The sequence below is a fragment of the Bradyrhizobium cenepequi genome, assembly GCF_020329485.1.
GTDB classification, from domain to species: domain Bacteria; phylum Pseudomonadota; class Alphaproteobacteria; order Rhizobiales; family Xanthobacteraceae; genus Bradyrhizobium; species Bradyrhizobium cenepequi.
This window is the reverse complement of record NZ_JAGKJI010000061.1, coordinates 11,983-37,263: the sequence shown is the minus strand read 5'-3', so window position 1 is coordinate 37,263 and position 25,281 is coordinate 11,983. Positions and strand designations below refer to the sequence as shown.

General features: G+C 63.5%; 22 protein-coding genes and 1 pseudogene. 6 read left to right on the top strand and 17 right to left on the bottom strand.

The features are described from left to right. From J6497_RS35555 to J6497_RS35545, 3 genes and pseudogenes are all read right to left on the bottom strand, one after another. Positions 1–220, bottom strand: a pseudogene (locus J6497_RS35555) (hypothetical protein); the annotation flags it as partial. Between the two features lie 99 nt (positions 221–319). Then, positions 320–1,879, bottom strand: coding sequence for an acyl-CoA carboxylase subunit beta (locus J6497_RS35550; RefSeq protein ID WP_225708866.1), 1,560 nt, complete (start codon positions 1,877–1,879; stop codon positions 320–322). After that, the gene (locus tag J6497_RS35545) at positions 1,809–2,783 is read right to left on the bottom strand and encodes an IclR family transcriptional regulator (protein WP_225708865.1); all 975 of its coding nucleotides are present in this window, start codon (positions 2,781–2,783) and stop codon (positions 1,809–1,811) included. Before J6497_RS35545 ends, J6497_RS35550 begins: the two co-directional genes overlap by 71 nt. Positions 2,784–2,916: 133 nt before the next feature. Here J6497_RS35545 and J6497_RS35540 point away from each other — a divergent pair, with 133 nt between their 5' ends. From J6497_RS35540 to glsA, 4 genes are all read left to right on the top strand, one after another. Next, positions 2,917–3,138 carry an acyl-CoA carboxylase biotin carboxyl carrier protein subunit gene (locus J6497_RS35540; protein ID WP_225708864.1) on the top strand — a complete coding sequence of 74 codons (222 nt, stop codon included), beginning with the start codon at positions 2,917–2,919 and terminating at the stop codon, positions 3,136–3,138. A gap of 155 nt (positions 3,139–3,293) precedes the next feature. Beyond that, the gene (locus J6497_RS35535) at positions 3,294–4,439 is read left to right on the top strand and encodes a TAXI family TRAP transporter solute-binding subunit (protein ID WP_225708863.1); all 1,146 of its coding nucleotides are present in this window, start codon (positions 3,294–3,296) and stop codon (positions 4,437–4,439) included. A gap of 47 nt (positions 4,440–4,486) precedes the next feature. After that, positions 4,487–6,562, top strand: a complete 2,076-nt coding sequence (locus tag J6497_RS35530; protein WP_225708862.1) for a TRAP transporter permease — start codon at positions 4,487–4,489, stop codon at positions 6,560–6,562. 22 nt (positions 6,563–6,584) lie between these two features. Then, positions 6,585–8,444 carry a glutaminase A gene (glsA, locus tag J6497_RS35525; RefSeq protein ID WP_225708861.1) on the top strand — a complete coding sequence of 620 codons (1,860 nt, stop codon included), beginning with the start codon at positions 6,585–6,587 and terminating at the stop codon, positions 8,442–8,444. Between the two features lie 184 nt (positions 8,445–8,628). Here glsA and J6497_RS35520 read toward each other — a convergent pair whose 3' ends face one another. The 14 genes from J6497_RS35520 to J6497_RS35455 form a co-directional block, all read right to left on the bottom strand. Continuing rightward, positions 8,629–9,156, bottom strand: coding sequence for a carboxymuconolactone decarboxylase family protein (locus J6497_RS35520; RefSeq protein ID WP_225708860.1), 528 nt, complete (start codon positions 9,154–9,156; stop codon positions 8,629–8,631). Between the two features lie 377 nt (positions 9,157–9,533). Continuing rightward, the gene (locus tag J6497_RS35515; RefSeq protein WP_225708859.1) at positions 9,534–9,893 is read right to left on the bottom strand and encodes a Zn-ribbon domain-containing OB-fold protein; all 360 of its coding nucleotides are present in this window, start codon (positions 9,891–9,893) and stop codon (positions 9,534–9,536) included. After that, positions 9,890–11,026 (bottom strand): thiolase family protein, encoded by a 1,137-nt coding sequence (locus J6497_RS35510; RefSeq protein WP_225708858.1) that lies wholly within the window; start codon positions 11,024–11,026, stop codon positions 9,890–9,892. The genes J6497_RS35515 and J6497_RS35510 overlap by 4 nt, the downstream gene beginning before the upstream one ends. A gap of 148 nt (positions 11,027–11,174) precedes the next feature. Next, positions 11,175–12,341, bottom strand: a complete 1,167-nt coding sequence (locus J6497_RS35505; protein ID WP_225708857.1) for an acyl-CoA dehydrogenase family protein — start codon at positions 12,339–12,341, stop codon at positions 11,175–11,177. 25 nt (positions 12,342–12,366) lie between these two features. Continuing rightward, a complete protein-coding gene (locus tag J6497_RS35500) occupies positions 12,367–13,566 on the bottom strand; it encodes a CaiB/BaiF CoA transferase family protein (protein WP_225708856.1) in 1,200 nt (399 codons plus the stop codon). Between the two features lie 130 nt (positions 13,567–13,696). Further along, positions 13,697–13,897, bottom strand: a complete 201-nt coding sequence (locus J6497_RS35495) for an SPX domain-containing protein (protein ID WP_225708855.1) — start codon at positions 13,895–13,897, stop codon at positions 13,697–13,699. A 148-nt stretch (positions 13,898–14,045) separates the two neighbouring features. Next, positions 14,046–15,212 (bottom strand): acetyl-CoA acetyltransferase, encoded by a 1,167-nt coding sequence (locus J6497_RS35490; protein WP_225708854.1) that lies wholly within the window; start codon positions 15,210–15,212, stop codon positions 14,046–14,048. A 55-nt stretch (positions 15,213–15,267) separates the two neighbouring features. Then, positions 15,268–15,915, bottom strand: a complete 648-nt coding sequence (gene eda, locus J6497_RS35485; RefSeq protein WP_225708853.1) for a bifunctional 4-hydroxy-2-oxoglutarate aldolase/2-dehydro-3-deoxy-phosphogluconate aldolase — start codon at positions 15,913–15,915, stop codon at positions 15,268–15,270. Continuing rightward, positions 15,912–16,880 carry a sugar kinase gene (locus J6497_RS35480; protein WP_225708852.1) on the bottom strand — a complete coding sequence of 323 codons (969 nt, stop codon included), beginning with the start codon at positions 16,878–16,880 and terminating at the stop codon, positions 15,912–15,914. Before J6497_RS35480 ends, eda begins: the two co-directional genes overlap by 4 nt. Positions 16,881–16,901: 21 nt before the next feature. Beyond that, positions 16,902–17,888 (bottom strand): D-erythronate dehydrogenase, encoded by a 987-nt coding sequence (gene denD / locus J6497_RS35475; RefSeq protein ID WP_225708851.1) that lies wholly within the window; start codon positions 17,886–17,888, stop codon positions 16,902–16,904. A 45-nt stretch (positions 17,889–17,933) separates the two neighbouring features. Beyond that, a complete protein-coding gene (locus tag J6497_RS35470) occupies positions 17,934–18,842 on the bottom strand; it encodes a carbohydrate ABC transporter permease (RefSeq protein WP_225708850.1) in 909 nt (302 codons plus the stop codon). Further along, positions 18,835–19,794: a carbohydrate ABC transporter permease gene (locus tag J6497_RS35465; RefSeq protein ID WP_225708849.1), complete on the bottom strand. Its 960-nt coding sequence runs from the start codon at positions 19,792–19,794 to the stop codon at positions 18,835–18,837. Before J6497_RS35465 ends, J6497_RS35470 begins: the two co-directional genes overlap by 8 nt. Before the next feature lie 114 nt (positions 19,795–19,908). Next, positions 19,909–21,231 carry an ABC transporter substrate-binding protein gene (locus J6497_RS35460; protein ID WP_225708848.1) on the bottom strand — a complete coding sequence of 441 codons (1,323 nt, stop codon included), beginning with the start codon at positions 21,229–21,231 and terminating at the stop codon, positions 19,909–19,911. 55 nt (positions 21,232–21,286) lie between these two features. Further along, entirely contained in the window at positions 21,287–22,348 is a 1,062-nt protein-coding gene (locus J6497_RS35455) for an ABC transporter ATP-binding protein (protein ID WP_225708847.1), read from the bottom strand. Positions 22,349–22,571: 223 nt separating this feature from the next. On the opposite strand from J6497_RS35455, the gene J6497_RS35450 reads away from it, so the two are divergent. Beyond that, positions 22,572–24,380 (top strand): IlvD/Edd family dehydratase, encoded by a 1,809-nt coding sequence (locus J6497_RS35450; protein WP_225708846.1) that lies wholly within the window; start codon positions 22,572–22,574, stop codon positions 24,378–24,380. A gap of 152 nt (positions 24,381–24,532) precedes the next feature. Next, entirely contained in the window at positions 24,533–25,264 is a 732-nt protein-coding gene (locus J6497_RS35445; protein WP_225708845.1) for an SDR family oxidoreductase, read from the top strand. Positions 25,265–25,281 lie beyond the last annotated feature (17 nt).

Sequence of the window (25,281 nt, the reverse complement as noted above, 5' to 3'; positions counted from 1 at the left end):
CACGCGGCACCGATCCGAGCTTCTCCCCCGCCCGGCTGCGGACCTTCTCAATTAACCCCAGCAGCCCCGCATGATCGCCGCCCTCCAGCTTGTGACGCGACATCCGATCCCGATCCGGGCTGTGCAGCGTCACCAGCCACGTCTTCTGACTGAGTTCGATCGCAACGAAAATTGTGCCATTATGGCCGGTGGTGGGCGTGTCTACGGTCGATGCTTGCATCTGACTCTCCGAGGGTTCGAGTGTGGAAACCCAAACCTATCGGAAAGGCCACGCTCACCGCCCCATGGAATCTACAAGCGTGGCGCTTCGCAATGACGACTAGGGCCTTGTCGACATGTTGCTTGGCGGACCGGCTGTGCGGATCGGGTCGGCAAGGCGAGCGAACTCGCAGAGCAGTGAGCGCGTCTTGCGAGGATCGATGACCTCCTCGACCCAGAATTTCTCGGCTGAGCGGAACGGCGAGCGCAGCTTGTTGAGGCGGTCCTCGATCTCCTTCAGCTTCGCGGCCGGATCGGGCGCCGCCTCGATGTCGGCGCGGTAGGCAGCCTCGATGCCGCCCTCCAGCGGCAGCGAGCCCCAATAGGCCGATGGCCAGGCGTAGCGCATCGAGAAGCGGTTGGCCGGCTGGTGCACCACGCCGGCGACACCGAACGCGTTGCGCACGATGATCGTGCACCACGGCACGGTGCTCTGGTTGACCGCCGCCATCGCGCGCACGCCATGGCGGATGGTCGCGCTCTTCTCCGCCTCGAGCCCGATCATGAAGCCGGGGCAATCCATCAGGTAGACCACCGGCAGATGGAAGGTCTCGGCGAAATCGACCCAGCGGATCACCTTCTGGCAGGCTTCCGCCGTCCACGAGCCGCCATAATGGAAGGGATCGCTCGCCAGCAGCAGCACCGCCCTGCCCTCCAGCCGCGCCAGGCCGACAATGATCGGCTTGCCGAAGTTGGCGCTCACCTCAAAGAACGAGCCCTTGTCGACGACAGCCTCGATGATCGGGCGCATCTTGTAGACCTGCCGGCGGTTGCGCGGCACTGCCTTCATCAGCGGTTCCTCGACCCGGTCAGGATCGTCGGTGCAGGAGACGGTCGGCGGCAGCTCGAACACCGACTGAGGCAGATAGGACAGGAAGCGCCTCGCATACTCGAACGCCTGCTCCTCGGTCTCGACCGCCTGATCGATCGCGCCGGCGCGGGTCTGGATGTCGGCGCCGCCCAGCTCCTGCTTGCTCAGGTCCTGTCCGAGCCGCTTCACCACCGGCGGGCCCGCGACGAACATTGCGGAACTCTTGGTCATCACCGAATAATGCGTGGCCGCAAGTCGCGCCGCGCCAAGGCCTGCGACCGAGCCGAGCCCGAGACCGACGACGGGAACGCGCGCGAGATTGGCCGTCGTGTACCAGTACCAGCGCGTGCCGCCGACACCGCCCGGCAGGTTGGCCGCGCCTTTGGTTTCGATCGTCTTCACCGAACCGCCGCCGCCGGAGCCCTCGATCATGCGGATGATCGGCAGCCGGAAATCATGCGCCATCTCTTCCGCCATCAGCGGCTTGGCGGAAATCGACGCATCGGCCGAGCCGCCGCGCACGGTGAAATCGTCCCCGACCACAACGACCGGACGGCCGTCAACCCGGGCGCGGCCGAACACGCAGTTCGCGGGCGTTAGCTGCTTGAGCTCGCTGTTCTCGTCGTATTCGGCGATCCCGGAAATGGCGCCGATCTCGTGGAAGGATGTCTGATCGACCAGTTTGTCGATGCGCTCGCGAACGGTAAGCCGGCCTTGATCCCGCTGTCGTTTGACCTTCTCAACGCCTCCCATCTCCCGCGCGAACGCTTCGCGCCGGGCGAGCTCGTCGAGTTCCGGCTTCCAGTTCATTCCTTTCCTCCGTCTTTATGACCTTGTTGTTGTTCACGGCTGCCGGAATGGGTTTTCGCTCGAGCCGGTTGTTGAAGATGCTGGCGTCGGCGCCTTCGAGCAGGCTGCCGAGCGCGGCGCCGAGCTGCACCATCTGTGGCGCGACCTCCTTGTGCAGCCGCTTCTCGTCATACATCGCCGATAGCAAGCCGATCGTCGTGACGACATAGGTCTGGTATTGCGGCGACCACAGCGGCACCGCGACGCCATTGATATGCGGGCTCCAGAGGCCGCAGGCGACGACATAGCCGTGCTCGCGCAAGTGGCGGCGATTGCCTTCGATGCGCGGCTTGAGCAGCTTTGCGCCTTCGGGAATCTCGCGTTCCATTTCGGCGATCAGGGCATCGCCGACCTCGGGCTCGAGCGCCGCGGTGTAGGCATGGCCCGCGGCAGTGGTCGCCATCGAGATCCGGCTGCCGGTGACCTCGTGCAGGCCGAGCGCATTCGCCGAGCGCGCGTATTCGAGATAGACGAGCTGGAAACGATCAGGGATGACGAAGCCGACGGTGCCGGGCAATTGCTCGGCGACATCCTGCAGACGCTGACGAATCAGGTTGCGGAGCTGCAGGCCCTTCATCATCGCGGTGCTCATCGCCACCGCGCTCGGACCGATCCGATATTTCTGGTCACGCGGCAGATAGACGAGCTGGCCCATCCGCGTCAGCGTGTGCGTGAGCCGCGACACCGTCGATCGCGGCAGGCCGCAGCGGTTCGATATTTCGAGATTGCCGAGCCGCGCTTCATGTCCTTCGAAACATCTCAGGACATCAAACGCGCGCGACACGACTTGGATCACGTCGCCCTCGCCTGCGAGATCGCTGGCGAGCATTCCCTGACGGCTAAGCCGTTCCGAGCGCCTTCCCATTTGTTATAGGCTCCATTCCGCCACACGGAATAAAATTCCACTTGCAGAACAAGCTACCTCAGGCAATGTGCGGCCACAACAAAAGCCGTTCGCAGAGCGCCATGCGTTTCGCGAAACGGATGGGGAGCGTGGAATGCCAGATATCAAGATCATTACCGAAGTGGCCGGCCGTGTATGCGCAATACCAGTGACGGCCGGTGCCAGCATTGCCGATGGCGACGAGGTCGCGCTCGTCGAAGCGATGAAAATGGAGATACCGGTAACGTCGACCGCCGCAGGTACAGTCAAGTCGATCCTCGTCAGCATCGACGACGTGATCGCCGAAGGACAGGCAGTCGCCATCGTCGCGACCTGACGCGGGCATCTTCAAAGCCCTGTCCGCGACAATCTGTCCGGTGATCAGACGATGGTGGTAGCTCGCGCTGGCGCAGCGCCGTTGCCATCATCGCTATGCGGTGCAATGATCCTCTCAAACAACACGTTTCGCTAGCGAAACATCAGGGAGGGATCATGATCCGTCGTCTGCTCGTACTCGGCGTCACCCTACTCGTATCAGGACCTTCGCTCGCCGAAGATATCAAGTTGCCGCCGACGATGGGCGTGACCGCCTATGACACGGGCACCGCAGGATTCAACATCGCGGTCGGCGTCGGCAAGATGATGAAGGACAAATACAGCACCGACGTCCGCGTGCTGCCGGCGGGCAATGACGTTGCGCGACTGGCGCCGCTGCGCGCCAAGCGCGCGTTGATATCGGCGATGGGATCAGGCACCTATTTCGCACAGGAAGGCGTCTTCGAGTTCGGCGCCAAGGAATGGGGACCGCAGCCGCTGCAACTCCTGTTGTCCTCGGTTGACTGCAACGCCGGCTCACTTGGTGTCGCCGCCGATATCGGCGTCAAGGAGATCAAGGATCTCAAGGGTAAGCGCGTCGGCTTCGTGGTCGGCTCGCCCGCGCTGAACCAGAACTCGCTTGCCATTCTCGCCTTCGGCGGTCTCAAGCAGAGCGACGTCAAGGCCGTCGAGTTCGCAAGCTACGGCGCGATGTGGAAGGGCCTGATCAATAACGACACCGACGCGGCGTTCGGCACCACCATCACGGGCCCCGCGAAGGAGGCCGAGACCTCGCCGCGCGGACTGATATGGCCGCCGCTTCCGGCCGGCGACAAGGCCGGATGGGAACGGGTGCAGAAGGTCGGCTCGTTCTTCTTCCGGCATCGCGCGACCTGCGGCGCGGGAATCTCGCCGGAAAAACCGATCGAGCTCGGCACATACCCCTACCCGATCTTCGTCGCCTATGCGTCGGTGCCGGCGGACCAGGTCTACGCCATCACCAAGGCGATGATCGTCAACTACGATGCCTACAAGGATTCCGCTCCGGGCGCGAGCGGACTTGGCGCGGACCGCCAGACCAAGAACTGGGTCGTGCCGGTGCATCCCGGCGCGGTGAAAGCGCTGAAGGAAGCCGGCCAATGGAGCGATCAGCAGGAGGCCTACAACAACGCGCTGTTCAAACGCCAGGAGGTGCTCACCGCCGCCTGGGCGGAATACGGCAAGTCCAATCCGCCTTCGGATGACAAGGCATTCCTGGAAGGCTGGATGAAGGCGCGCGCGGCGGCGCTTGCCAAGGCCAACATGACGAACGGCTTTGAATAAAGCCGCAAGCTTCCACTGCAGACGGACGCCGTTGTGGGGAGTCCCTGATGTCAGCTTCTCCGCTCGATAGCGCCATGGCCGCACCGCCGAAGAGGATCGAATTCGCAGATCCTCATTCCGCCGCCGGCAACCTGCAGGAGGCCGAGGTCACTCGCGTGCGAACTTTGCGCAGCGGCTGGCGCTGGGCGCTGGCGGTCGCGACCGCGGCCACCATCCTGCTCTGCATCAACCAGCAATTCTCGCTACGCTTCTTCATTGGCTACACCCAGCTCAACACCGAATATTTCTATCTGCTGATCGCGCTGATGCTGCCATTCACCTTCCTGATGTTTCCGGGAACAAGCACGGCGCCGCTCGACCGGATTCCCTGGTACGACCTTCTCCTGTTTGTGCTGACGTTTGCGGCGGCGATCTGGCTGATGCTCAATATCCGCAAGGCGGCGGAGTCCGGCTGGGAGTCCGATGGCGCGCCGCGCAATGTGCTGATTGCCGGCGTCGTGATGTGGGCAGTGCTGATGGAAGCGTTGCGCCGCACCGGCGGCTGGAGCCTGCTGCTGAGCGTGTTCCCCTTCACCGTCTATCCGCTGTTTGCTGAAGCAAGCTGGCTCGGGCCGTTCCGCGGCTCCGAGCTCACCTTCGATCAGGCGACCGCCTACCACACGCTGTCGGGCGAGAGCCTGCTCGGCATTCCGATCCAGGCATTTGCCGATACCGTGATCGGCTTCCTCGTCTTCGGCACCGCGCTGATGATGACGGGCGCCGGAAAGTTCTTCATCAACATCGCCTTTGCGCTGTGCGGCACCTTCCGCGGCGGGGCAGCGAAAGTCTGCATCTTCGCGAGCGGCCTGCTCGGCATGATGTCCGGCTCGATCATCTCCAACGTGCTCACCGCCGGCACCATGACCATCCCGGTGATGAAACGCAGCGGCTTCCGCGCCTCCTATGCCGGCGCCATTGAAGCCTGCGCCTCGACCGGCGCGGTGCTGGCACCGCCGGTGATGGGCGCCACCGCCTTCGTGATCGCGCAGTTCCTCAACGTCAGCTACGCCGAGGTCGTGGTCGCTGCAATCATTCCCGCCGCGCTCTATTATGTCGGCCTGTTCATGCAGGTGGACTCCTATGCCGCACGCCACGGCCTGAAGGGCATACCGCGGGCCGAGCTGCCGCGGGTGATCGATACGCTCAAGTCCGGCTGGTATTACGTGTTCGTCATCGCGCTGCTGGTCGTGATGCTGCTCTACTTCAAGCGCGAGAGCCACGCGCCATTCTATGCCACCGCGCTGCTCTTGGTGCTGAACCAGATCTTCTCCAGGGACACGCGCTGGACACCGGGCACGATCGCAAAATTCCTCGAGGTCAATGGCCGCACCTTCGTGGAGCTGGTCGGCATTCTCGCCGGCTGCGGGCTTTTGATCGGCGCGTTCTCGATGACCGGCGTGGTCTCGAGCCTCGCCAACGACCTGGTGACGCTCGCGGGCGACAACGCCTTCCTGCTGCTGGCGATGTGTGCGTTCACCAGCCTGATCCTGGGGCTCGGGCTGACGACGACGGCCTGCTACATCTTCCTCGCCATTCTGGTGGCGCCGGCGCTGGAGAAGCTCGGGCTGAACCGGATGGCGGTCCACATGTTCATCTTCTACTGGGGCATGCTGTCGTCGATCACGCCGCCGGTTGCGATCGCCTCATTCGCGGCGGCCGGCATCGCCGGATCGCCGCCGATGAAAACGGGTTGGGAATCGATGTGGGTCGGCAGCATCATCTATTTCATCCCGTTCTTCTTCGTGCTGAACCCGGCGCTGGTCTTGCAGGGACCCTCCCCCTATCTGGCCGGCCTCGGCCTGATGATGCTTGCCGGGTTCGGCACGCTGTTCATCTGCGGCGGCATCCAGGGCTATCAGGTCTTTGTCGGCGATCTCAGCCGCGCCGGCGCGCTTCAATGGCCGCTGCGGGTGATGCTCGTGATCGGCGGCTTCGTGGTGGCGACGCCCGGCGACGGCATCATGCCGTTGTCGCAGTTGCAGGTGACGCTGCTCGGCCTTGCCATCCTGGTGCCGACGGTCCTGATCGCGCTGCTCCTGGTCCGCCGGCAGGCACTGATACCGAACCAGTTGCGCGCTCCCTGATTGCGTTGCACAACAGGAGGCGATGAAACCGGAGCCGCCTCCTTCTCCTGCCAGCGCCACGGCCTGGACCGCCTCAAAACCGCCTCTCCTGCGGTTCCTGCAGTCATGCCACGACGAGTTCGTCGCCGAGACCGGCGGCGCCGTCGCCGACTACATTCCCGAACTCGGCAAGGCCGATCCTGCCCATTTCGGCATCAGCCTCGCCACCCTCGATGGGCACGTCTATGAGGTCGGCGACACCAAAGTGCCCTTCACCATCCAGTCGATGTCAAAGCCGTTCGTGTTCGCGCTGGCGCTGGATACGCTGGGGGCGGCGCGGGTGGAGAGCGCGATCGGCGTCGAACCCTCGGGCGATCCCTTCAACTCGATCCGGCTGAACGCGGAAAACCATCCGTTCAACCCGATGGTCAATGCCGGCGCCATCGCCTGCACCGGGCTGATCCATGAGGCCAAGGGCGATGCCGCCTTCGACCATATCCGCCAGGCGCTCGGCCGCTTCGCCGGGCGCGAGCTCGCGCTCGATGAGGCCGTCTATCTCTCGGAAAGCACAACCGGCGACCGCAACCGGGCGATCGGCTATCTGCTGCGCACCAATGCCGTGATCAAGGACAACGTCGCCTCCGTGCTGGATGTCTATTTCCGGCAATGCGCGGTGCTGGTGACCGCGCGCGATATCGCGATCATGGCGGCGACGCTTGCCAATCGCGGCATCAATCCGGTGACCGGCGAGCAGGTGGTGACGCCATATGCGATCTCGCGCACGCTGTCGGTGATGACGTCTTCGGGCATGTACGACTTCGCCGGCGAATGGATCTATCGCGTCGGCATCCCCGCCAAGAGCGGCGTCGGCGGCGGCATTTTGGCCGCGCTGCCCGCGCGGCTCGGGCTCGGCAGCTATTCGCCCAAGCTGGACAAGCACGGCAACAGCGTGCGCGGCATCAAGGTATGCCAGGCGCTGTCTTCGCATTACGACCTGCACATGCTCAACCGCAGCGACGACGCGCGCACCAGCATCATCGCCGATTACGATATCGGCAAGAGTCCCTCTCGCCGCGTCCGACGCCCGCAGGAGCGCGACATCCTCGCGGCGCACCACGAGGAAGTGCGGATCATCGAGCTGGTCGGTACGCTCTCGCTCTCCGCCGTCGATTACGTCTCGCGGCGCCTCGCCTCGGAGCCGCGGCCGCAATTCGTCGTGTTCGACCTGCACCGGGTCACCTCCACCACCCGCGCCGGCGCGCGGCTGGTGGCGGAGGCCTTCGAAGAACTCGCCGCGCTCAACGTCACCGTGATCCTCTCCGGCGTCAAACGCACGTCCAAGCAATGGAAGACGCTGCGGGAATGGACCGCCAATCTTGGCAACATCAGGGACTTCTACCTCCTGGATACCGCGATCGAATGGGCCGAAGACCAGATCGTGTACCGTTATGGCGGCTCAATCGATTTCTTCGAGACCACCGAATTGTCCGAGCAGCCGCTTCTGGCCGGATTGAGTGCGGAGGAGCTGACTGACCTGGCATCGCTCGCGGCGACCCACACCTACCGCTCCGGCGAAAAGATCATCTCCGCCGGCGATCCCGCTGGCTCGCTGTTCTTCCTGCGCAGCGGCGTGGTGCACGTCACGCTGCCCGACGGCATTCGCCTGGCGACGCTTACTGCAGGCATGGCATTCGGCGAGATGGCGCTGATCGAGCCGGTCCGCTCCGCCGATGTGTTGGCGGACCAGGCCGCGACCGCCTGGGAAATCCCGCTGCGCGACTTCGAACGATTCCGCAAGCAGCACCCGCGCGCCAGCGAGCGGATCATGCGCAACCTCGCGCAACTGCTCGCCGAACGACTGATCGTGGCCAACGCGAAGGTCGATCTGCTGACGTCGACGTAGAGTCGCTCGACCTCCCTCTCCCCGTTCTTACGGGGAGAGGGTCGGGGTGAGGGGCTCTCTCCGCGAATATAGCTGTAAGTTGTGTTCGCGGAGACAGCCCCTCACCCGGATCGCATCTGGCGATGCGATCCGGCCTCTCCCCGCAAGCGGGGCGAGGCGAAGGGAGTTCGCGGCACCAGCCTGATCAGCTCACCACTTCGGTGACCGGCTGCAAATCGATCTCGAACGTTTCGAGGAATTTCGAGGTCATGATATAGAAGCCGACCGACAGTTGGAGCTCGACGAGCGCGGCCGGCGTCAGTTTCGATGCAATCGCCTTGAAAGTCGAGTCCGTCGGCTTGTTCAGCTTGACGATCTCGTCGGTGAAAGCGAGCGCGGCGCGCTGCACTTCGTTGAAGCAGGTGGCGGACTGCCAGTTCTCCAACGCTTCGTTCTGCTCGTCGGTGACGCCGACGTTCTTGCCGATGCGCTTGTGCGCGACGATCTCGTACGGCGCTTCGCACAGGATCCCGGTGCGGATGATCGCAAGCTCGCGCACGACCGGATCGAGCTCGCCTTTATGTCGGATCGCGCCGCCGAGCCGGCAATATTGCTCAAAGTAGCTCGGCGAATGCGCCATCATGCGGAAGATGTTTGCGTTACGGTTCTTGTCGAGGATTTCGCGGGTGCGAGCGCTGGCTTTCGCGGGATCGCTATATTCGATGCGGGCCATTCTATCCTTCTCGCTTCTTTTTTCTCGTTTTGCTTCGGTTCCGTTAAGTTTCAAAACACTATCCGGCGCTTGACGCAGGAGCAACACAGCCGAGTCAAAATGCCGCCGCAATGGTAGCCGACCCTGCTACCGTCGATATTCGCCGAGTGGGGACTCAATCAGAGCGAATGTCCGATGCGGGGTGTTCCGAGACTACAAATCTAAAAAGGCCGTCGCTTGCGCGGATTTCCGCGCAACGGTGAGTCACGCCCAAGTCTAGGGAGACAGGCATGAAGGAAGCCACCAGGAGGGCGGCCTCGGAGGCGCTCGCGCAAATGCTGGCGGTGACGGCAATGGTCGTCATCGCCAGCATTGTGCTCTATTGGCGGTGACCGCGATCATCTAACTTTTTCAAAATACGGCACCACGCGGCCAGCGAACTGCGCAAACCGCGCGTTCACCTTGTCGCCGATCGCAAGGTCGTTCTCGCCGTGTGCCATCATGCGAAAGCCCTCGACGGTGTCGACCAGCACGATGTTGTAGGGCACATGCGCGCGCGTCTCGGGCGTGGCGGCGCGGCAGACCAACGAAGTCGCGTAAACCGTCCCTGCCCCGCTGGCGCGCTTCTCCTGTGGATCGGGCGCGCCGCAGACCGCGCAAAAGCTGCGGCGGAAATATTGGGCGGCGCCGCAGGCGGCGCAGGATTGATAGGCGATCGCCTCCGTACCCATGGTCCAGTCCGCAACCTTGCCGCTCATCGCACCTGCTCCAGGAACATGCTGACATGCGAAGACAGTACGCCGCCATCGCCATGCAATAGCGCGACCGAGGCGTCGCGGACCTGGCGGTCACCGGCGCGTCCTGTCATCTGCAGATGCGTCTCGACCAGATGCGCCATCGCGCCGCCGACGCCGCAATGGCCGTAGCTCAACAAGCCGCCATGGGTGTTGAGCGGCATCTCGCCGTCCTGATTGAAGTGACCGGCCCGCACGCGTGCGGCCGCCTCGCCGCGCTTTGCCAGGCCGAGATCTTCAAGCAACATCGCAAGCGTGATGGTGAAGCTGTCGTAGACCGCCGCGTAACGCACGTCCGCGATCGCAACGCTGGAGGCCGCCTTGGCCTTGGCAATCGCAATCTCGGCGCCGAGTTCGCTAAGCGCCGGCGCAGCGGTGACATGCTGATGCGTATGCGCCTGCGCACAGCCGCGGATGCGCACGCCGACATCGCTGGTCCGCTCGCGGCTGATCACGAACGCCGCGCCACCGTCTGAGACCGGGCAGCAATCGAGCAGCTTGAGCGGCTTCGCCACCGGCTTTGACGCCATCACGTCGGCGACCGTGATCGGCTCGTGGAATTGCGCGCCGGGATGGGTCAGTGCGTGCTTGCGCATCAGCACTGCGAATTCGGCGAGGTCTTCTTCGGTGACGCCATATTCGTGCATGTAGCGTGAGGCGACGAGACCGTAATAGGCGGGAATGGTCGGCCCGAGCGGCACTTCGTAATCGGGATAGCCGACTTGGGCGAGCGCCTGGATCGAGGCGTCGCGGCTCTGTCCGGTCAACCGGTTCTCGCCGCCGACCACGAGCACATGCTTCGCCACGCCGGCCTCGACGAGATGATGCGCCAGCATGGTCATCGCGAGCCCGGTGGCGCCGCCGACCTGCACGGCATGGGCATAGGACGGGCGGATGCCGAAATGCTCGGCGAACACAGTCGCGAGCATGATATGCGGCGACACCGTGGAGTAGCCGCAGAGGATGCCATCGATCTCCGATCGTTTCAGCCCGGCGTCGGCAATCGCAAGCTCCGCCGCCTTGCTCATGAGGTCGAGCGAGGACGAGCCTTCATGCTTGCCGAATGAGGTCAGCCCGACGCCGGCGATGAAGCTCATCTGGCTGCCTCCATGTCCCCTGTCATTCCGGGGCGCGTCGAAGACGCGAGCCCGGAATCCATCGGGCCGCATGCGCAGACGGAGAAATGGATTCCGGGCTCGCGCTGCGCGCGCCCCGGAATGACGAGCTGAATCATCTCGGCCAACCTCAATACGATTTCGGCAATCCCAGCACCTTCTCGGCGATGAAGCTCAGGATGAGTTGCGGGCTGATCGGCGCGATGCGTGGGATCAGGGATTCCCGCAAATAGCGCTCGACATGATATTCCTTGGCATAGCCGAAGCCGCCATGGGTCATCACCGCCTGCTCGCAGGCGCGGAAGCCGGCTTCGGCGGCGAGGAACTTCGCCGAATTGGCGGCGGGCCCGCACGGCAGGCCCTGGTCGTAGTGCCACCCGGCGGACAGCACCATCAGCCATGCGGCTTCCAGCTCCATCCAGCATTTTGCGAGCGGATGCTGGATCGCCTGGTTCATGCCGATCGGACGGTTGAACACGATGCGGCTCTTGGCATAGGCCTGCGCGCGCGACAGCGCGACCTTGCCGAGCCCGATCGCTTCGGCCGCGATCAGGATGCGCTCCGGATTCATGCCGTGCAGAATGTATTCGAAGCCGCGGCCCTCTTCGCCGAGCCGGTCCTCGACCGGGATCTCGAAATTCTCGAAGAACAATTCGTTGGAATCGACGGGCTTGCGGCCCATCTTCTCGATCTCGTGCACGGTGACGCGCTTCTTGTCGAAATCGGTGTAGAACAGGCTCAGGCCTTGCGTCGGCGTGCGCACCTCCTCCAGTGGCGTGGTGCGCGCGAGCAGCAGGATCTTGTTGGCGACCTGCGCGGTCGAGATCCAGACCTTCTGGCCGTTGACGATATATTTGTCGCCCTTGCGCACGGCCCGTGTCTTGAGCTGGGTGGTATTGAGCCCGGTGTTGGGCTCGGTCACCGCAAAGCAGGACTTGTCGCGGCCATCGATGATCGGCGGCAGCATGCGCTGGCACTGCTCCTTGGTGCCGAACACGACCACCGGATTGAGCCCGAACACGTTCATGTGCACGGCCGATGCGCCCGACATGCCGGCGCCGGACTCGGCGATCGTGCGCATCATGATCGCGGCGTCGGTGATACCGAGCCCGGAGCCGCCATATTCTTCGGGGATGCAGATGCCGAGCCAGCCGGCATCCGCCAGCGCACGATGGAAGTCGGCAGGGTAGCCGCCCTCCTTGTCCTTCTTCAGCCAATAGGCGTCGTCAAAGCGCGCACAGATTTTTGCGACTGCATCGCGGATGGATTCCTGGTTCGCCGAGAGCGCAAAGTCCATCGTCTCTGTCCTAGTTCGCTGGTGTCTAGTTCGCTGGTGCCCTGGTGGCGCCGTCGCGCAGCATGGCGGCGATCTCATCCACGGAGAAACCGGCTTCCCGGAGGATCTCCGCGCTGTGCTCGCCGAGCCGTGGCGCCAGCCGCTTCGGCTCGGCCTTGGTCTCCGACCAGCGCGCCGACACCTTCATGTTGCGGATGCGCCCTTCGGTCGGATGTTCCGTGACCGGAAACACATCGGTTGCAACGATGTGCGGGTCCTGCAGAAGACTCTCGAGATCATGCATCGGCATCACCGGCACGTCGGCCTTCTCGAGGATCTCGTTCCACTCCGCGGTGGTTCTGGTCTTGAGGATGCGCGCAAGCTCGGCGTAGACGCAATCGATATTGGCGGCGCGGCCGGCGAAGGTCGCAAACCTCGAATCCTTGCGCAGATCGTCGCGCCCGGTCGCGGCAAAGAAGTTATCCCACTGCTTGTCGTTATAGACGATCACGCAGATATAGCCGTCGCTCGTCTTGTAGGGGCGCCGGTCCGGCGACAGGTGCCGGGCATAGCCGCCGCGGTCAAGCGGCGGGTCGTAGGTGAGACCGCCCATATGGTCGCCCATGACGAAGCCGGCCATGGTCTCGAACATCGGGATGTCGACACGCTGCCCCTGCCCAGTCCTGTCGCGATGCACGAGGCTTGCGCAGATCGCGCCGACCGCGGTCAATCCCACGATGCGATCGACCAGCGCGTTCGGCACGTAGCGCGGCACGCCGTCGGAGGTTTGCGCCATCAGCGCCGGTAGCGCGGTGGCGCCCTGGATCAGGTCGTCATAGGCGGGCTTGGCGGCATAAGGGCCGTCCTGACCGAAGCCGAACACGCCGGCATAGACCAGCCGCGGATTGATCTTCGAGACGACGTCGTAGCCGAGTTGCAACCGCGCCATCGCTTGCGGGCGCACATTGTAGACGAGCACGTCGGCCTTCGCGATCAGGCGCAGCACGGCCTCGCGCCCGGCCGGCTTTTTCAGATCGAGGCAGATCGAGCGCTTGCTGCGGTTGGTGTTGAGGAACACCGGACCCATGCCAGGATGGCGGGTCGGGCCGATCTGGCGCGTGACGTCGCCATCGGGCGATTCCACCTTGATGACGTCGGCGCCGTAGTCGCCGAGCATCTGGGTGGCATACGGCCCCATCAGCACGGTCGTCATGTCCACGACCTTGATGCCGTCCAGCGGTCCCATGGCCTCGTCATCCTCCCAGAAAGGCGGCCGATCACGGCCGCGTTATCGCTTCCGGGGACCTAGTAACGGCAGGGCGTCCGCAAGATCAAGGCGCGCCGCGCGTATGGGCGTATGCGCGGCGGGTAGCGGGTTATCTCGTCGATCGCGCGTCCCGCTCCTTCATCAGCCGCTCGAGCTCTTCATTCTGCTGGCTGATGCGGTCAGCAATACGCGCCTCGTTCCGCTCGCCGGATGCCGCGGCGGCCTGTTCGATCAGCTGCCTGATGTTGCTTTCAAGAATCGCGATGCGATTGTTGAGTTCGTCTAGCGACAACGAGCTTTCGTTACCCATGATGTACGCTCCGAACATCTGCGCCGCGGCGTGCCGCGGCAAATCCGTAGGATGGGTAGAGCGCAGCGAAACCCATCAATGGCGACCGGGGGCGAAGATGGTGGGTTTCGCTACGCTCTACCCACCCTACAACGCCACAACGTCGACGCTACTTCGCCGGCTCCAGCAGCGAAACGTAATTCGCGACCGCCGCGCCGCCCATGTTGAAGATGCCGGCGAGCTCGGGATTCTTCAATTGCATACCCTCGGGCGCCTGTCCTGTCAGCTGCATCGCGCTCATCACATGCATGGAGACGCCGGTGGCGCCGATCGGGTGGCCCTTGGCCTTGAGCCCGCCGGACGGATTGACCGGCAGCTTGCCGTCCTTCAGCGTCCAGCCTTCCAGAATCGCACGCGCCCCCTGCCCGCGCGGCGTCAGCCCCATCGCTTCATATTCGATCAGTTCGGCGACGGTGAAGCAGTCATGGGTCTCGACGAAGGAGAGATCGGACAGCTTGGCGCCGGCCTGCTCCAGCGCGCGCCGCCAGGCCACCGTGCAGCCCTCGAACTGCAGGATGTCGCGCTTGGACATCGGCAGGAAATCCTGGGCATGCGCGGTGGCGCGGAAGTTCACCGCCTTGCCCATGGTCTTCGCGGTCTCCGCATCCGTCAGCACCAGCGCGGCCGCGCCATCCGACACCAGCGAGCAGTCGGTGCGCTTCAGCGGGCCGGCGACGAACGGATTCTTGTCGCTCTCGGCGCGGCAGAACTCGAAGCCGAAATCCTTGCGCATCTGCGCATACGGGTTGGCAACGCCGTTCTTGTGGTTTTTCGCGGCGATCATCGCCAGCGCATCGGATTGGTCGCCGTATTTCTGGAAATACCCTTGCGCGATCTTGCCGAACACGCCGGCAAAGCCCGCGGGCGTATCACCGTCCTCCGGCAGATAGGACGCCTTCAACAGGTTGCGGCCGATCTCCGGGCCTGGCGTCGTCGTCATCTGCTCGACGCCGACCACCAGCACGAACTTCGCACCGGTCGCGATCGCGCGGATGCCCTGATGCACGGCGGCCGATCCGGTCGCGCAGGCGTTCTCGACGCGCGTGGCCGGCTTGAAGCGGAACTGCGGATCGGCCTGCAGCACCAGCGAGGCCGTGAAATCCTGCGGCGAGAAGCCAGCGTTGAAATGTCCGAGCACGATCTCATCGACGTCACCAGCCGAAATGCCGGCATCGGTCAGCGCTTCGTTGGCAACGCGCGTCACCAGGCTCTCAACCGTCTCTGCGTCGAATTTGCCGAAGGGCGTATGCGCCCACCCCACGATGCTGGCTGTCATTGGCCGTTCTCCCAAAAAAGTTCCTGATCGGTTGTAACTGATCCAGGGCCGGACTTCACGCGGCTTTCAGCGATTTCAGGGCGCGCTCGCACATGGCGGTTATGCCGGCCCAATTGTTGGATCTGACCTCGGCGGGCGGGCAGAGCCAGGACCCGCCGACCGCGACCACATTGGGCTCCGCCAGCCAGGTGGCGGCATTGTCCTCCCCGATACCGCCGGTCGGGCAGAACCGCACGTTCGGGAACGGCCCCGCCAGCCCCCGCAGTGCCTTGGTACCGCCCGAAGATTCCGCTGGGAAGAATTTCACAAGATCAAAGCCGTGCGCCAGCGCCTGCATCAATTCGGACGCGGTGGCGATCCCTGGCGCAAAGGGCAAGCTGCTGCCGGCAGCAGCTTTCAGGAGCTCGGGCGTTACACCCGGGCTGATCCCGAACCTGGCGCCGAGCGCCTCGACACGGGCGAGATCGTCCTGGTTCAGGATGGTGCCGATGCCGACGATCGCGTCCGGCACCTCCGCCATGATCGCCTTTGCCGCCTCGATCGCAACCGGCGTGCGCAAGGTGACCTCCAGGCTGTACACCCCGCCCGCGACCAGCGCCTTGGCGAGCGGCACTGCATCCTCGCGCCGCTCGATGGTGAGGACGGGGATGACCTTGGCCTGGCTGAACAGCGTGGCGAGCGCTTCCTGTTTGGTAGACGTCATTGCAAGGCCCTGCGGGAATTTGTCGGTCGCGGCGCTTTCTTCGGCGGCATGGCATAGCGCGGAATGATCGCGCCGGGATAGCATACCACGACGCCCGCCAGACGATGTCCGGCGCGCGCAGCCTCCGGCGGCTCAACGCCGGAAAGCCGGGCCGCGAGGTAGGCGGCTGCGAAGCTGTCGCCGGCCGCGGTGGTATCAACAATCGGCTGGGTCACCGGCTCGGCCCTCACCTCCCGCGACCCACCGACAAAGCGCAGCACGCTGACCGGCTCCGACAGCTTCAGTACCACTTCCGGGCTAGGAATCCCCGCGAGCAGCGCCGCATTGCTCTCCCCGGGATAGAGCGGCAGCAGGTCCTCGGTCGAGGCGAGCACGATGTCGGCCGCCTCGAACGCAGCGCTATAGACGCTGCGCGCCTCGCTCAGATCAGGCCAGCCGCGAGCACGGAAATTGGTATCGAACGCGAAGCGCGTACCGAGCAGGCGCGCACGCTTCAAGGCCGTCATCAACCGCCCGCGCCCGTAATCATCATAGATCGAGAGTGTAATGGCGGAGAGGTAGACGAGGTCGTAGGTCGCAAGCGAATTAAGAAGGTCTTCAGTCTCCGGCAAGTGCATCAGCTTGCGCGCGGCCGAGTTCTCGCGCCAATGGAAGAATTTTCGTTCGCCCTTCTCGTCTGTCTGGATCAGATAAAGGCCGGGCAGTTTGCCGGCCAGCCGGGCCACGCGTTTGGTCCCGACGCCCTCGGCCTTCCAGCCCGCGATCATCTCCTCGCTCAACGCATCGTCGCCGAGTGCCGTGATGTAGTCGACGTCGACGCCGAGGCGCGCGAGATAGACGGCGGTGTTGAGGGTGTCACCGCCGTACCCCCGGGAGTAGAGACCGCCTGGCGTCCCGCTTTGGGGTCCGCCCTGGGCCTGCCTCAACTCGATCATGCATTCGCCGATAGAGGCGACCCGCGTCATGACCGCACTCCGCAAGGAAGACTAGGCCGCGAACTTGCCGCCGAGCTCGTCCTCGATGTGAATCCGGATGATGTCGTCAAAGCTCTTCTCAGCCGTCGTGAAGCCGAGCTTCAGCGCACGCTCGGTGACGAAGTCGCGCGGCCAGCCCGAGACGATGCCGATGATGGTCTGATCCGGCACCCGCTTGATCCGCGCCGTGACGTTCTTGCCGGCGACGCGCTCGAGCGCCGCGATCTGTTCGCCGACGGTGACGGAGAGCCCGGGCATGCTGAGATTGCGTCGGGGACCGATGGCGTTGAGGTCCATGGTGCCCGCATGCACGAGGAAGCCGACCGCCGATTTCGGCGAAGCATGCCAGTGCCGCACGTCCTCGGACACCGGCAGGATCGCCTCCTCGCCGGCGAGCGGCTCGCGGATGATGTTGGAGAAGAAGCCTGACGCCGCCTTGTTCGGCCGGCCCGGCCGCACGCAGATCGTCGGCAGACGGATGCTGATGCCGTCGAACAGGCCCTTGCGGGTATAATCGTTGATCAAGAGCTCGCAGATCGATTTCTGCGTGCCGTAGCTCGTCAGCGGCGTGTGGAAGAACTCGTCGCCGATCTTCTCCGGGAACGGCGCCCCGAACACGGCAATCGAGGACGTGAACACCAGCCGCGGCTTGTAGCCGCCGCCCACCGCGCGGATGGCGTCGATCAGGTGTCGCGTGCCGTCGAGATTGATGCGATAGCCCTTGTCGAAATCGGCCTCCGCCTCGCCGGAGACGATCGCGGCGAGATGGAAGATCACGTCGGGCCGCTCGGCGATCAGCGGCGCGGCGGCGCCGGCATCGGCGAAGTCGGACGCCACCACCTTGACCGGGATCGAGGCGTTGGCGGGCTTTGCGGGCTCGACCACATCCTGCAGGGTCATCCTGGTGATGTCCTGCTTGCCGAGGCGGCCGTCGCGCAGCAGACGGTCGGTCAATTTGCGGCCGACCATGCCGGCGGCGCCGAGAATCAGAACGTGCAAGACCCAACTCCTTAATATCAGCGGTAACGACGTGGGCCCTTCGCGCTATTCCTTCACGGCTCCCGTCATGGCCGACACATAATGCTCGACGAAGAAGGCGTAAAGGATCACGAGCGGCAGTGAGCCGACCAGCGCGCCCGCCATCAGCGATCCCCATTTGTAGATGTCGCCGTCGACGAACTCGTTGACGATCGCGACCGGCACCGTCTTGTTCGGCGTCGATTGCAGGAAGGTCAGCGCATAGATGAACTCGTTCCAGCACAGCGTGAACGAGAAGATGAAGGCTGAGATCAGGCCGGGGATCGCCAGGGGCACGATGATCTTGACCAGGATCTGCCAGCGCGAGGCGCCGTCGATCAGCGCGCATTCCTCGAGCTCATAAGGAATGGTCTTGAAGTATCCCATCAGGAGCCAGGTCGAGAACGGAATGAGCAAAGTCGGATAGACCAGGATCAGCGACAGCGGCGAGTCGAACAGGCCGTAGGCCTGGATCACCGAGGCCAGCGGGATGAACAGGATCGACGGCGGCACCAGATAGGCGAAGAAGATCAGGACGCCAACGGTATCGGCGCCCTTGAACCGCAGCCGCGTGATCGCATAGGCCGCCAGCACGCTGGCCACAATCGACAGGAACGTAGCGCAGACCGCCACATACATCGTGTTCCAGAGCCACCTCGGATACTCCGTCTCGAACAGGAGCTTGCTGATGTGCTTGAAGGTCGGATGGACAACCCAGAACGGGTTGAACTTGTCCATGTCGATCAGTTGCTCGTCCGGTTTGATCGACGTCAGCACCATCCAGTAGAACGGGAACAGCAGCACCACGAGGATGATGAACAGCGGCAGATAGAGCGTGATCAGGCGCCGCGGCAGCGACTCCAGATAGCTCATGCCCTCGGAGTCGTCGCTCGCGGCCTGCGCCGGCGCTTTGGTTTGCAGGGCTGAATCAGTCATTGTTCGATCCTTGCTGCCACTTGCGGCGCTGCATGCCGAACCAGGAGATCGCGATCGCGGCAAGAAGGAACGGGATCATCGCGGTCGCAATCGCCGCGCCCTCGCCGAGCCGTCCGGAGATGATGCCGCGCTGATAGCTCAGCGTCGCCATCAGATGCGTCGCATTGACCGGTCCGCCGCGGGTCAAGGCCCAGATGAGCTGGAAGTCGGTGAAGGTGAACAGCACCGAGAACGTCATCACCACGGCGATGATCGGCGTCAGCAGTGGATAGGTGATGTAGCGGAAGCGCTGCCAGTTGGTGGCGCCATCGAGCGTCGCCGCCTCGTACAGCGAGGGCGAGACCGTCTGCAGGCCGGCGAGCAGCGTGATCGCCACGAAGGGAACGCCGCGCCAGACATTGGCGAAGATGACGCTGGCGCGGGCCCAGGTGCTGTCGCCCAGGAAATTGATGTTGTGCTCAATCAGACCGAGCTTGATCAGCGACCAGGAGATGATCGAGAACTGGGCGTCATAGATCCACCAGAACGCGATCGCCGACAGCACCGTCGGCACGATGAAGGGGATCAGCACGATCGAGCGGATCATCGCCTTGAATGGCATGTGCCGGTTCAAGAGCAGCGCGAGATAAAGGCCGATCGCGAATTTGATGACGCTGGCGACCAGCGTATAGAGCACCGTGTTGAACACCGACAGCCAGAAGATCGCGTCGTCCCACAGCCATTGATAGTTCTCGAGGCCGATGAACACCCCGCCCCGGCCGATGCGTTCGTCCGTGAAGCTCATCCAGATGCCAAGGCCAAGCGGATAGGCCAGGAACAGGATCAGGAAAGCGGCGGCCGGCAGCATGAACCACAGCGCCGCCCAGTTGCGGTTGGCGCGCAGCCTTAACCATAGTGACGGCTCGCCGGCTGCGGCGGCCTGTACCGGCATCGATGTCTGGACAGTACTCATTCCGTCTCCAACTCCAAATCAAAGGCAACGCCCGGCCCGTTTCCGTGACTCCGAGCGTCGCCCCGATCGCTCAACAATAGAAAGCCGGCGCGGTAGTCCGCGCCGGCTGCTCGCTCAGCGGAAGATGCGCTTGGCCGCGCGTTCGGCCGAGGTCATCGCGGTCTTCACATCCTCGCGTCCGGTGCAGTAGTTCGCGTACATGTCGACCAGCACGAAGTCGGCGATCGCAGCCGCCGCGTTCTCGCTCATCTGCGCCTCTCCGGCCGGCGTCGACGCGCTCTGCGCCACGCTGCGGTAAGGCGTCGTCTTTGGATCGGCAGTCCAGACCGGGTTCTTGTCGTAGCCAAGGAGGAAGTGGGACAGATAGCCCTGCGCCGCTTCGATCCAGGGGTTGAACTGGTCCGGCTCGAGCATGAAGGCGGTGAACGCCTTGCAGGTCTGCGGATACTTCGAGAAGGTGAAGATCAGGATCGGGAAACCAAGATTAAGTTCGCGCGTCTTGCCGTCGATGCCGGGCGGCAGATGCGCGTGGTTCATATCCTCAGCGATCTGCGGATTCTCTTTCTTCGCCGTCACATAGATCGAGATGCCGTTCGTGGTGAGGTGAAGCTGACCCGCGAGGAACGCCTTGTTGTTGGAGCTGTCGTTCCACGAGGCAGTGCCCGGCACGAAGTTGTCGTAGAGGCCCTTGACATATTCAAGCGACTTCGCGGTCTCCGGCGAATTGATGGCAACCTTGTTGTTCTTGTCGATCAACTTGCCGCCGTGGGCCCAGAGCGCCCAGTGCAACCAGCCATTGGCGTCACCCGAAGCATGGCCCAGCGCCATGCCAGCGGGCGTGCCGTTCTTGTTCATACCCTTCACAAGGTCGGCAAAGCCGGCGAGATCCTTCGGGAATTCCTTGTGGCCGGCCTTCTCTGCCGCAGCGACGCGGTAGTTCACGAGGCCGCCGGTGGCCGCAACGGGAATGCCGATCCACTTGCCGTTGAGCATGCCATAGGCCTTACCGGAGTCGGTCCAACCGCCGCATTTCTGGCCGAGATAGTCGGCGACATCAGTAACATCGACGCATTTGCTCGGGAACAGGAACGGCAGCGAGTAGAGACCCCAGACCATGTCGAGGCCCTGCCCGGTGTTGGCGGCAACCGACGCCTTGGGCTGAATGTCGTCGTAGGACTCGTTGGAGACGTTGATGGTGACGTTGTTGGCCTTCTGGAAGGCGTCGACGATCTTCATGAACGCGACGTCTTCGGCTTCGACGAAACGCTTCCAGCGCAACAGATTGATCTTCGCCCCAGGCTCCGGCTTCCACGGCGCAGTCTGCGCCCAGGCCTTCGCATAGCCCAGCAACTCGTCGCCCGACATCGTCGCGGCGGCTGCCAGAAGGCCTGCACCGCCCTTGAGCAGCGAGCGGCGATCGGTGGTGAACTTATTCATTTCAAGTCTTCTCCCTTAATTTTATGGTCTTGCTGGGGCTTGTGAATCCGGACGCCTAAAGACGGTGGCCGGTGTCCTTGTCGAACAGGTGGGCGGACGACGCGCGCGGCCGCAAATGAATTCTCTCGCCGGGCTTGACATCGTGTCGCTCGCGGAACACCGCAATGATGTCCTGCTCGCCGATGCGCGACACGATCTGCGTCTCCGAGCCGGTGGGCTCGACGACGACGACCTCTGCCTCGATGCCGTCGCTGGCGAGTTCGAGATGTTCGGGCCGGATGCCGTAGAGCACAGGCTTGCCGTCGGAAGCGGTCGGCGCCGTCGCGAGCGGCAGCCTGGCGCCGTTCTCGGTCTCGACATAGACTTGGCCGTTGGACTTGAGGTGCCCGTTCAGGAAGTTCATCGCGGGCGAGCCGATGAAGCCCGCGACGAACTGGTTGTCGGGCTTGTCATAGAGTTCGAGCGGCGATCCCATCTGCTCGACGATGCCGTCATGCATGACGACGATCTTGTCGGCCATTGTCATGGCCTCGATCTGGTCGTGAGTGACATAGACCGTCGTGGTCTTCAGCCGCTGATGCAATTCCTTGATCTCGGTGCGCATCGCAACGCGCAGCTTGGCGTCGAGGTTGGACAGCGGCTCGTCGAACAGGAACACCTGGGGATCACGGACGATGGCACGCCCCATTGCGACGCGCTGGCGCTGACCTCCCGACAATTGACGGGGATAGCGCTCCAGAAGCGGCGTCAATGCCAGAATTTCGGCGGCCTTCTTGACCCGGGTGGTGATGTCCTGCGCGTTCGCGTTTCGCAATTTCAATGAGAAGCCCATATTTTGGGCAACCGTCATGTGCGGGTAGAGCGCGTAGTTCTGGAACACCATCGCGATGTCCCGCTCTTTCGGCTGCACGTTGTTCACCACGCGATTGCCGATCGAGATGGTCCCGGAGGTGATGTTCTCCAGTCCCGCTAGCATGCGCAGCAATGTCGACTTGCCGCAGCCGGAGGGGCCGACCAACACCACGAACGCACCGTCCTCGATCGGAACAGTCACGCCGTGCAGGACTTCAAATCCACCGAACGACTTACGCACGTCGCTAATCTGCACCGACGCCATTCAATTCCCTCCGATTTTAGCGGCGGTTAGGACCATAAAGGCCCCGCCCGCTCTTCAAGTTGAGTTGCCTCTTAGCAGAATTTTTTCGCCATGTCGTTGGATCAAAGTTGAATATCGCCGCGCTCAATCAATTGCGAACAACGGGTCGACGTGCATAAAGTCGCGTCAACGAAACAAGGCTGAGTGCAGTGCAGCATAAGCCGTTGCGCTCGGGGAGAAACTAATGAACAAGCCTGTTACCCCAGTCACCAAGCGCAAGCTCCGCTCCAGCGAATGGTTCAACAACCCGCACAACCCCGGCATGACCGCGCTCTATCTCGAGCGTTACCTTAATTATGGACTGACGCGGCAGGAACTGCAGTCCGGCAAACCGATCATCGGTATTGCGCAGACCGGCAACGATCTCTCGCCCTGCAATCGCCATCATCTTGAGTTGGCGCACCGGGTGCGCGAGGGCATCCGCGAAGCCGGCGGCATCGCGATGGAGTTTCCGACCCATCCGATCCAGGAGACGGGAAAGCGGCCGACCGCTGCGCTCGACCGCAACCTCGCCTATCTCGGCCTCGTCGAAGTTCTCTTCGGCTATCCGCTCGATGGCGTGGTGCTGACCACCGGATGCGACAAGACCACGCCGGCGTGCCTGATGGCGGCGGCGACCGTGAACCTGCCCGCGATCGTGCTGTCGGGCGGGCCGATGCTGAATGGCTGGCACAATGGCGTGCGCTCCGGTTCCGGCACCGTGGTCTGGAAGGCGCGCGAGCAACTCGCCGCGGGCGAGATAGATTACGAAGAGTTCATGAACGTCGTCGCCTCCTCGGCGCCGTCGGTCGGCCATTGCAACACGATGGGCACCGCCTCGACCATGAACTCGCTGGCTGAAGCGCTAGGCATGTCGCTGCCGGGTTGCGCGGCGATCCCAGCCCCCTATCGCGAGCGCGGCCAGATCTCCTATGAGACCGGAAAGCGGATCGTCGAGATGGTCTGGGAGGATTTGAAACCTTCCGACATTCTCACCCGCAAGGCGTTCGAGAACTGCATCGTAGTGAATTCGGCGATCGGCGGCTCGACCAACGCGCCGATCCACATCAACGCACTCGCCCGCCATGTCGGTGTCGAATTGTCGATCGACGACTGGCAGAAGTATGGCCACGACGTGCCGTTGCTCGTGAACATGCAGCCGGCCGGCTTCTATCTCGGCGAGGAGTATCATCGCGCCGGCGGCGTGCCGGCGGTGGTGCGCGAATTGATGAAGCACAAGCGCATTCATGAAGATGCGGTGACAGTCAACGGACACAGCATGGGCGAGAACTGCAAGGATGCAGCCCAGCCCGACGGCGACGTAATCTGGACCTATGACAAGCCGCTGGTGAAGGACGCAGGCTTCCTGGTGCTGCGCGGCAACCTCTTCGATTCCGCAATCATGAAGACCAGCGTGATCTCGAAGGAGTTCCGCGAGCGCTATCTTGTCAACCCGAAGGACCCGAGCGCCTTCGAGGGCCGCGCCATCGTGTTCGAGGGCCCGGAGGATTACCACGAACGGATCGAGGATCCTTCGCTCGGGATCGACGAGCACTGCATGCTGTTCATCCGCGGCGCCGGTCCGATCGGCTATCCCGGCGGTGCCGAGGTCGTGAACATGCAGCCGCCGGCGGCGCTGATCAAACGCGGCATCCTGTCCCTGCCCTGCATCGGCGACGGTCGCCAGTCGGGCACCTCAGGCTCGCCGTCGATCCTCAACGCCTCACCGGAAGCCGCCGCCGACGGCGGGCTGGCGATCCTGAAGACCGGCGACCGGGTGCGCATCGACCTCAACAAGGGCACCGCCAACATCCTGATCCCGGACGACGAGGTGAAGAAGCGGCATGCCGAGTTGAAAGCGAATGGTGGCTTCGGCCATCCGGCAAACCAGACGCCGTGGCAGGAACTCTACCGCGCGACCGTCGGCCAACAGGCCACCGGCGCCTGCCTCGAACTTGCGACCCGATACCACGACATCGCCGGCAAGGTCGGCGTGGCCAGGGATAATCATTGACTTGCTGTCATTCCGGGGCACGCGAAGCGTGAACTATGATGTGCAATTGCACATCAGAGAATCTATCTCTCCACTTCCTTAGGTGGCGCCATGGATTCCGGGTTCGTCGCTTCGCGCCGCCCGGAATGACGAGCAGAATAAAGGGAGACAAGATGTCAGACCGCCTGAAGGGCAAGCGCGCATTCGTCACCGCAGCGGCTGTTGGCATCGGCCGCGCCTGCGCGGTAGCCTTTGCGCGCGAGGGCGCCACCGTGTTCGCCACCGATATCGACGAGGAGAAGCTCGCGCTTCTCAAGCAGGAGGGCGTCGCCGAAGTGGCCAGGCTCGACGTGCGCGATGCCGCTGGGGTCGCGGCCATGGCCAAGCGCGCCGGCAAGACCGACATCCTGCTCAATGCCGCCGGCTTCGTGCATCATGGCACGGTGCTCGATTGCTCCGATGACGACTGGGACTTCTCCTTCGACCTCAATGTGAAGTCGATGCACCGCACGATCCGCGCCTTCCTGCCAGGCATGCTCGAAGCGGGCGGCGGCTCGATCGTGAACATCTCCTCCGCGGCCGGCGTGTTCAAGGCGGCGCCGAACCGTTATGCCTACGGCGCGACGAAGGCAGCGGTAGCGGCCCTCACCCGCTCGGTCGCGGTCGACTTCATCAAGCGCGTGCGCTGCAATTGCATTTGCCCCGGAACCATCGAGACGCCATCGATGCTTGAGCGTGCGGCTGCCGCAGGTCCGGACGGGCGGGACATGTTCGTAGCCCGCCAGCCGATGGGTCGGCTCGGCACCGCTGAAGAGATCGCAGCACTCGCCGTCTATCTCGCCAGCGACGAGAGCGCGTTCACCACTGGCGTCGCGCATGTCATCGACGGCGGCTGGACACTCTAATTCCAGGAAAGGAACAC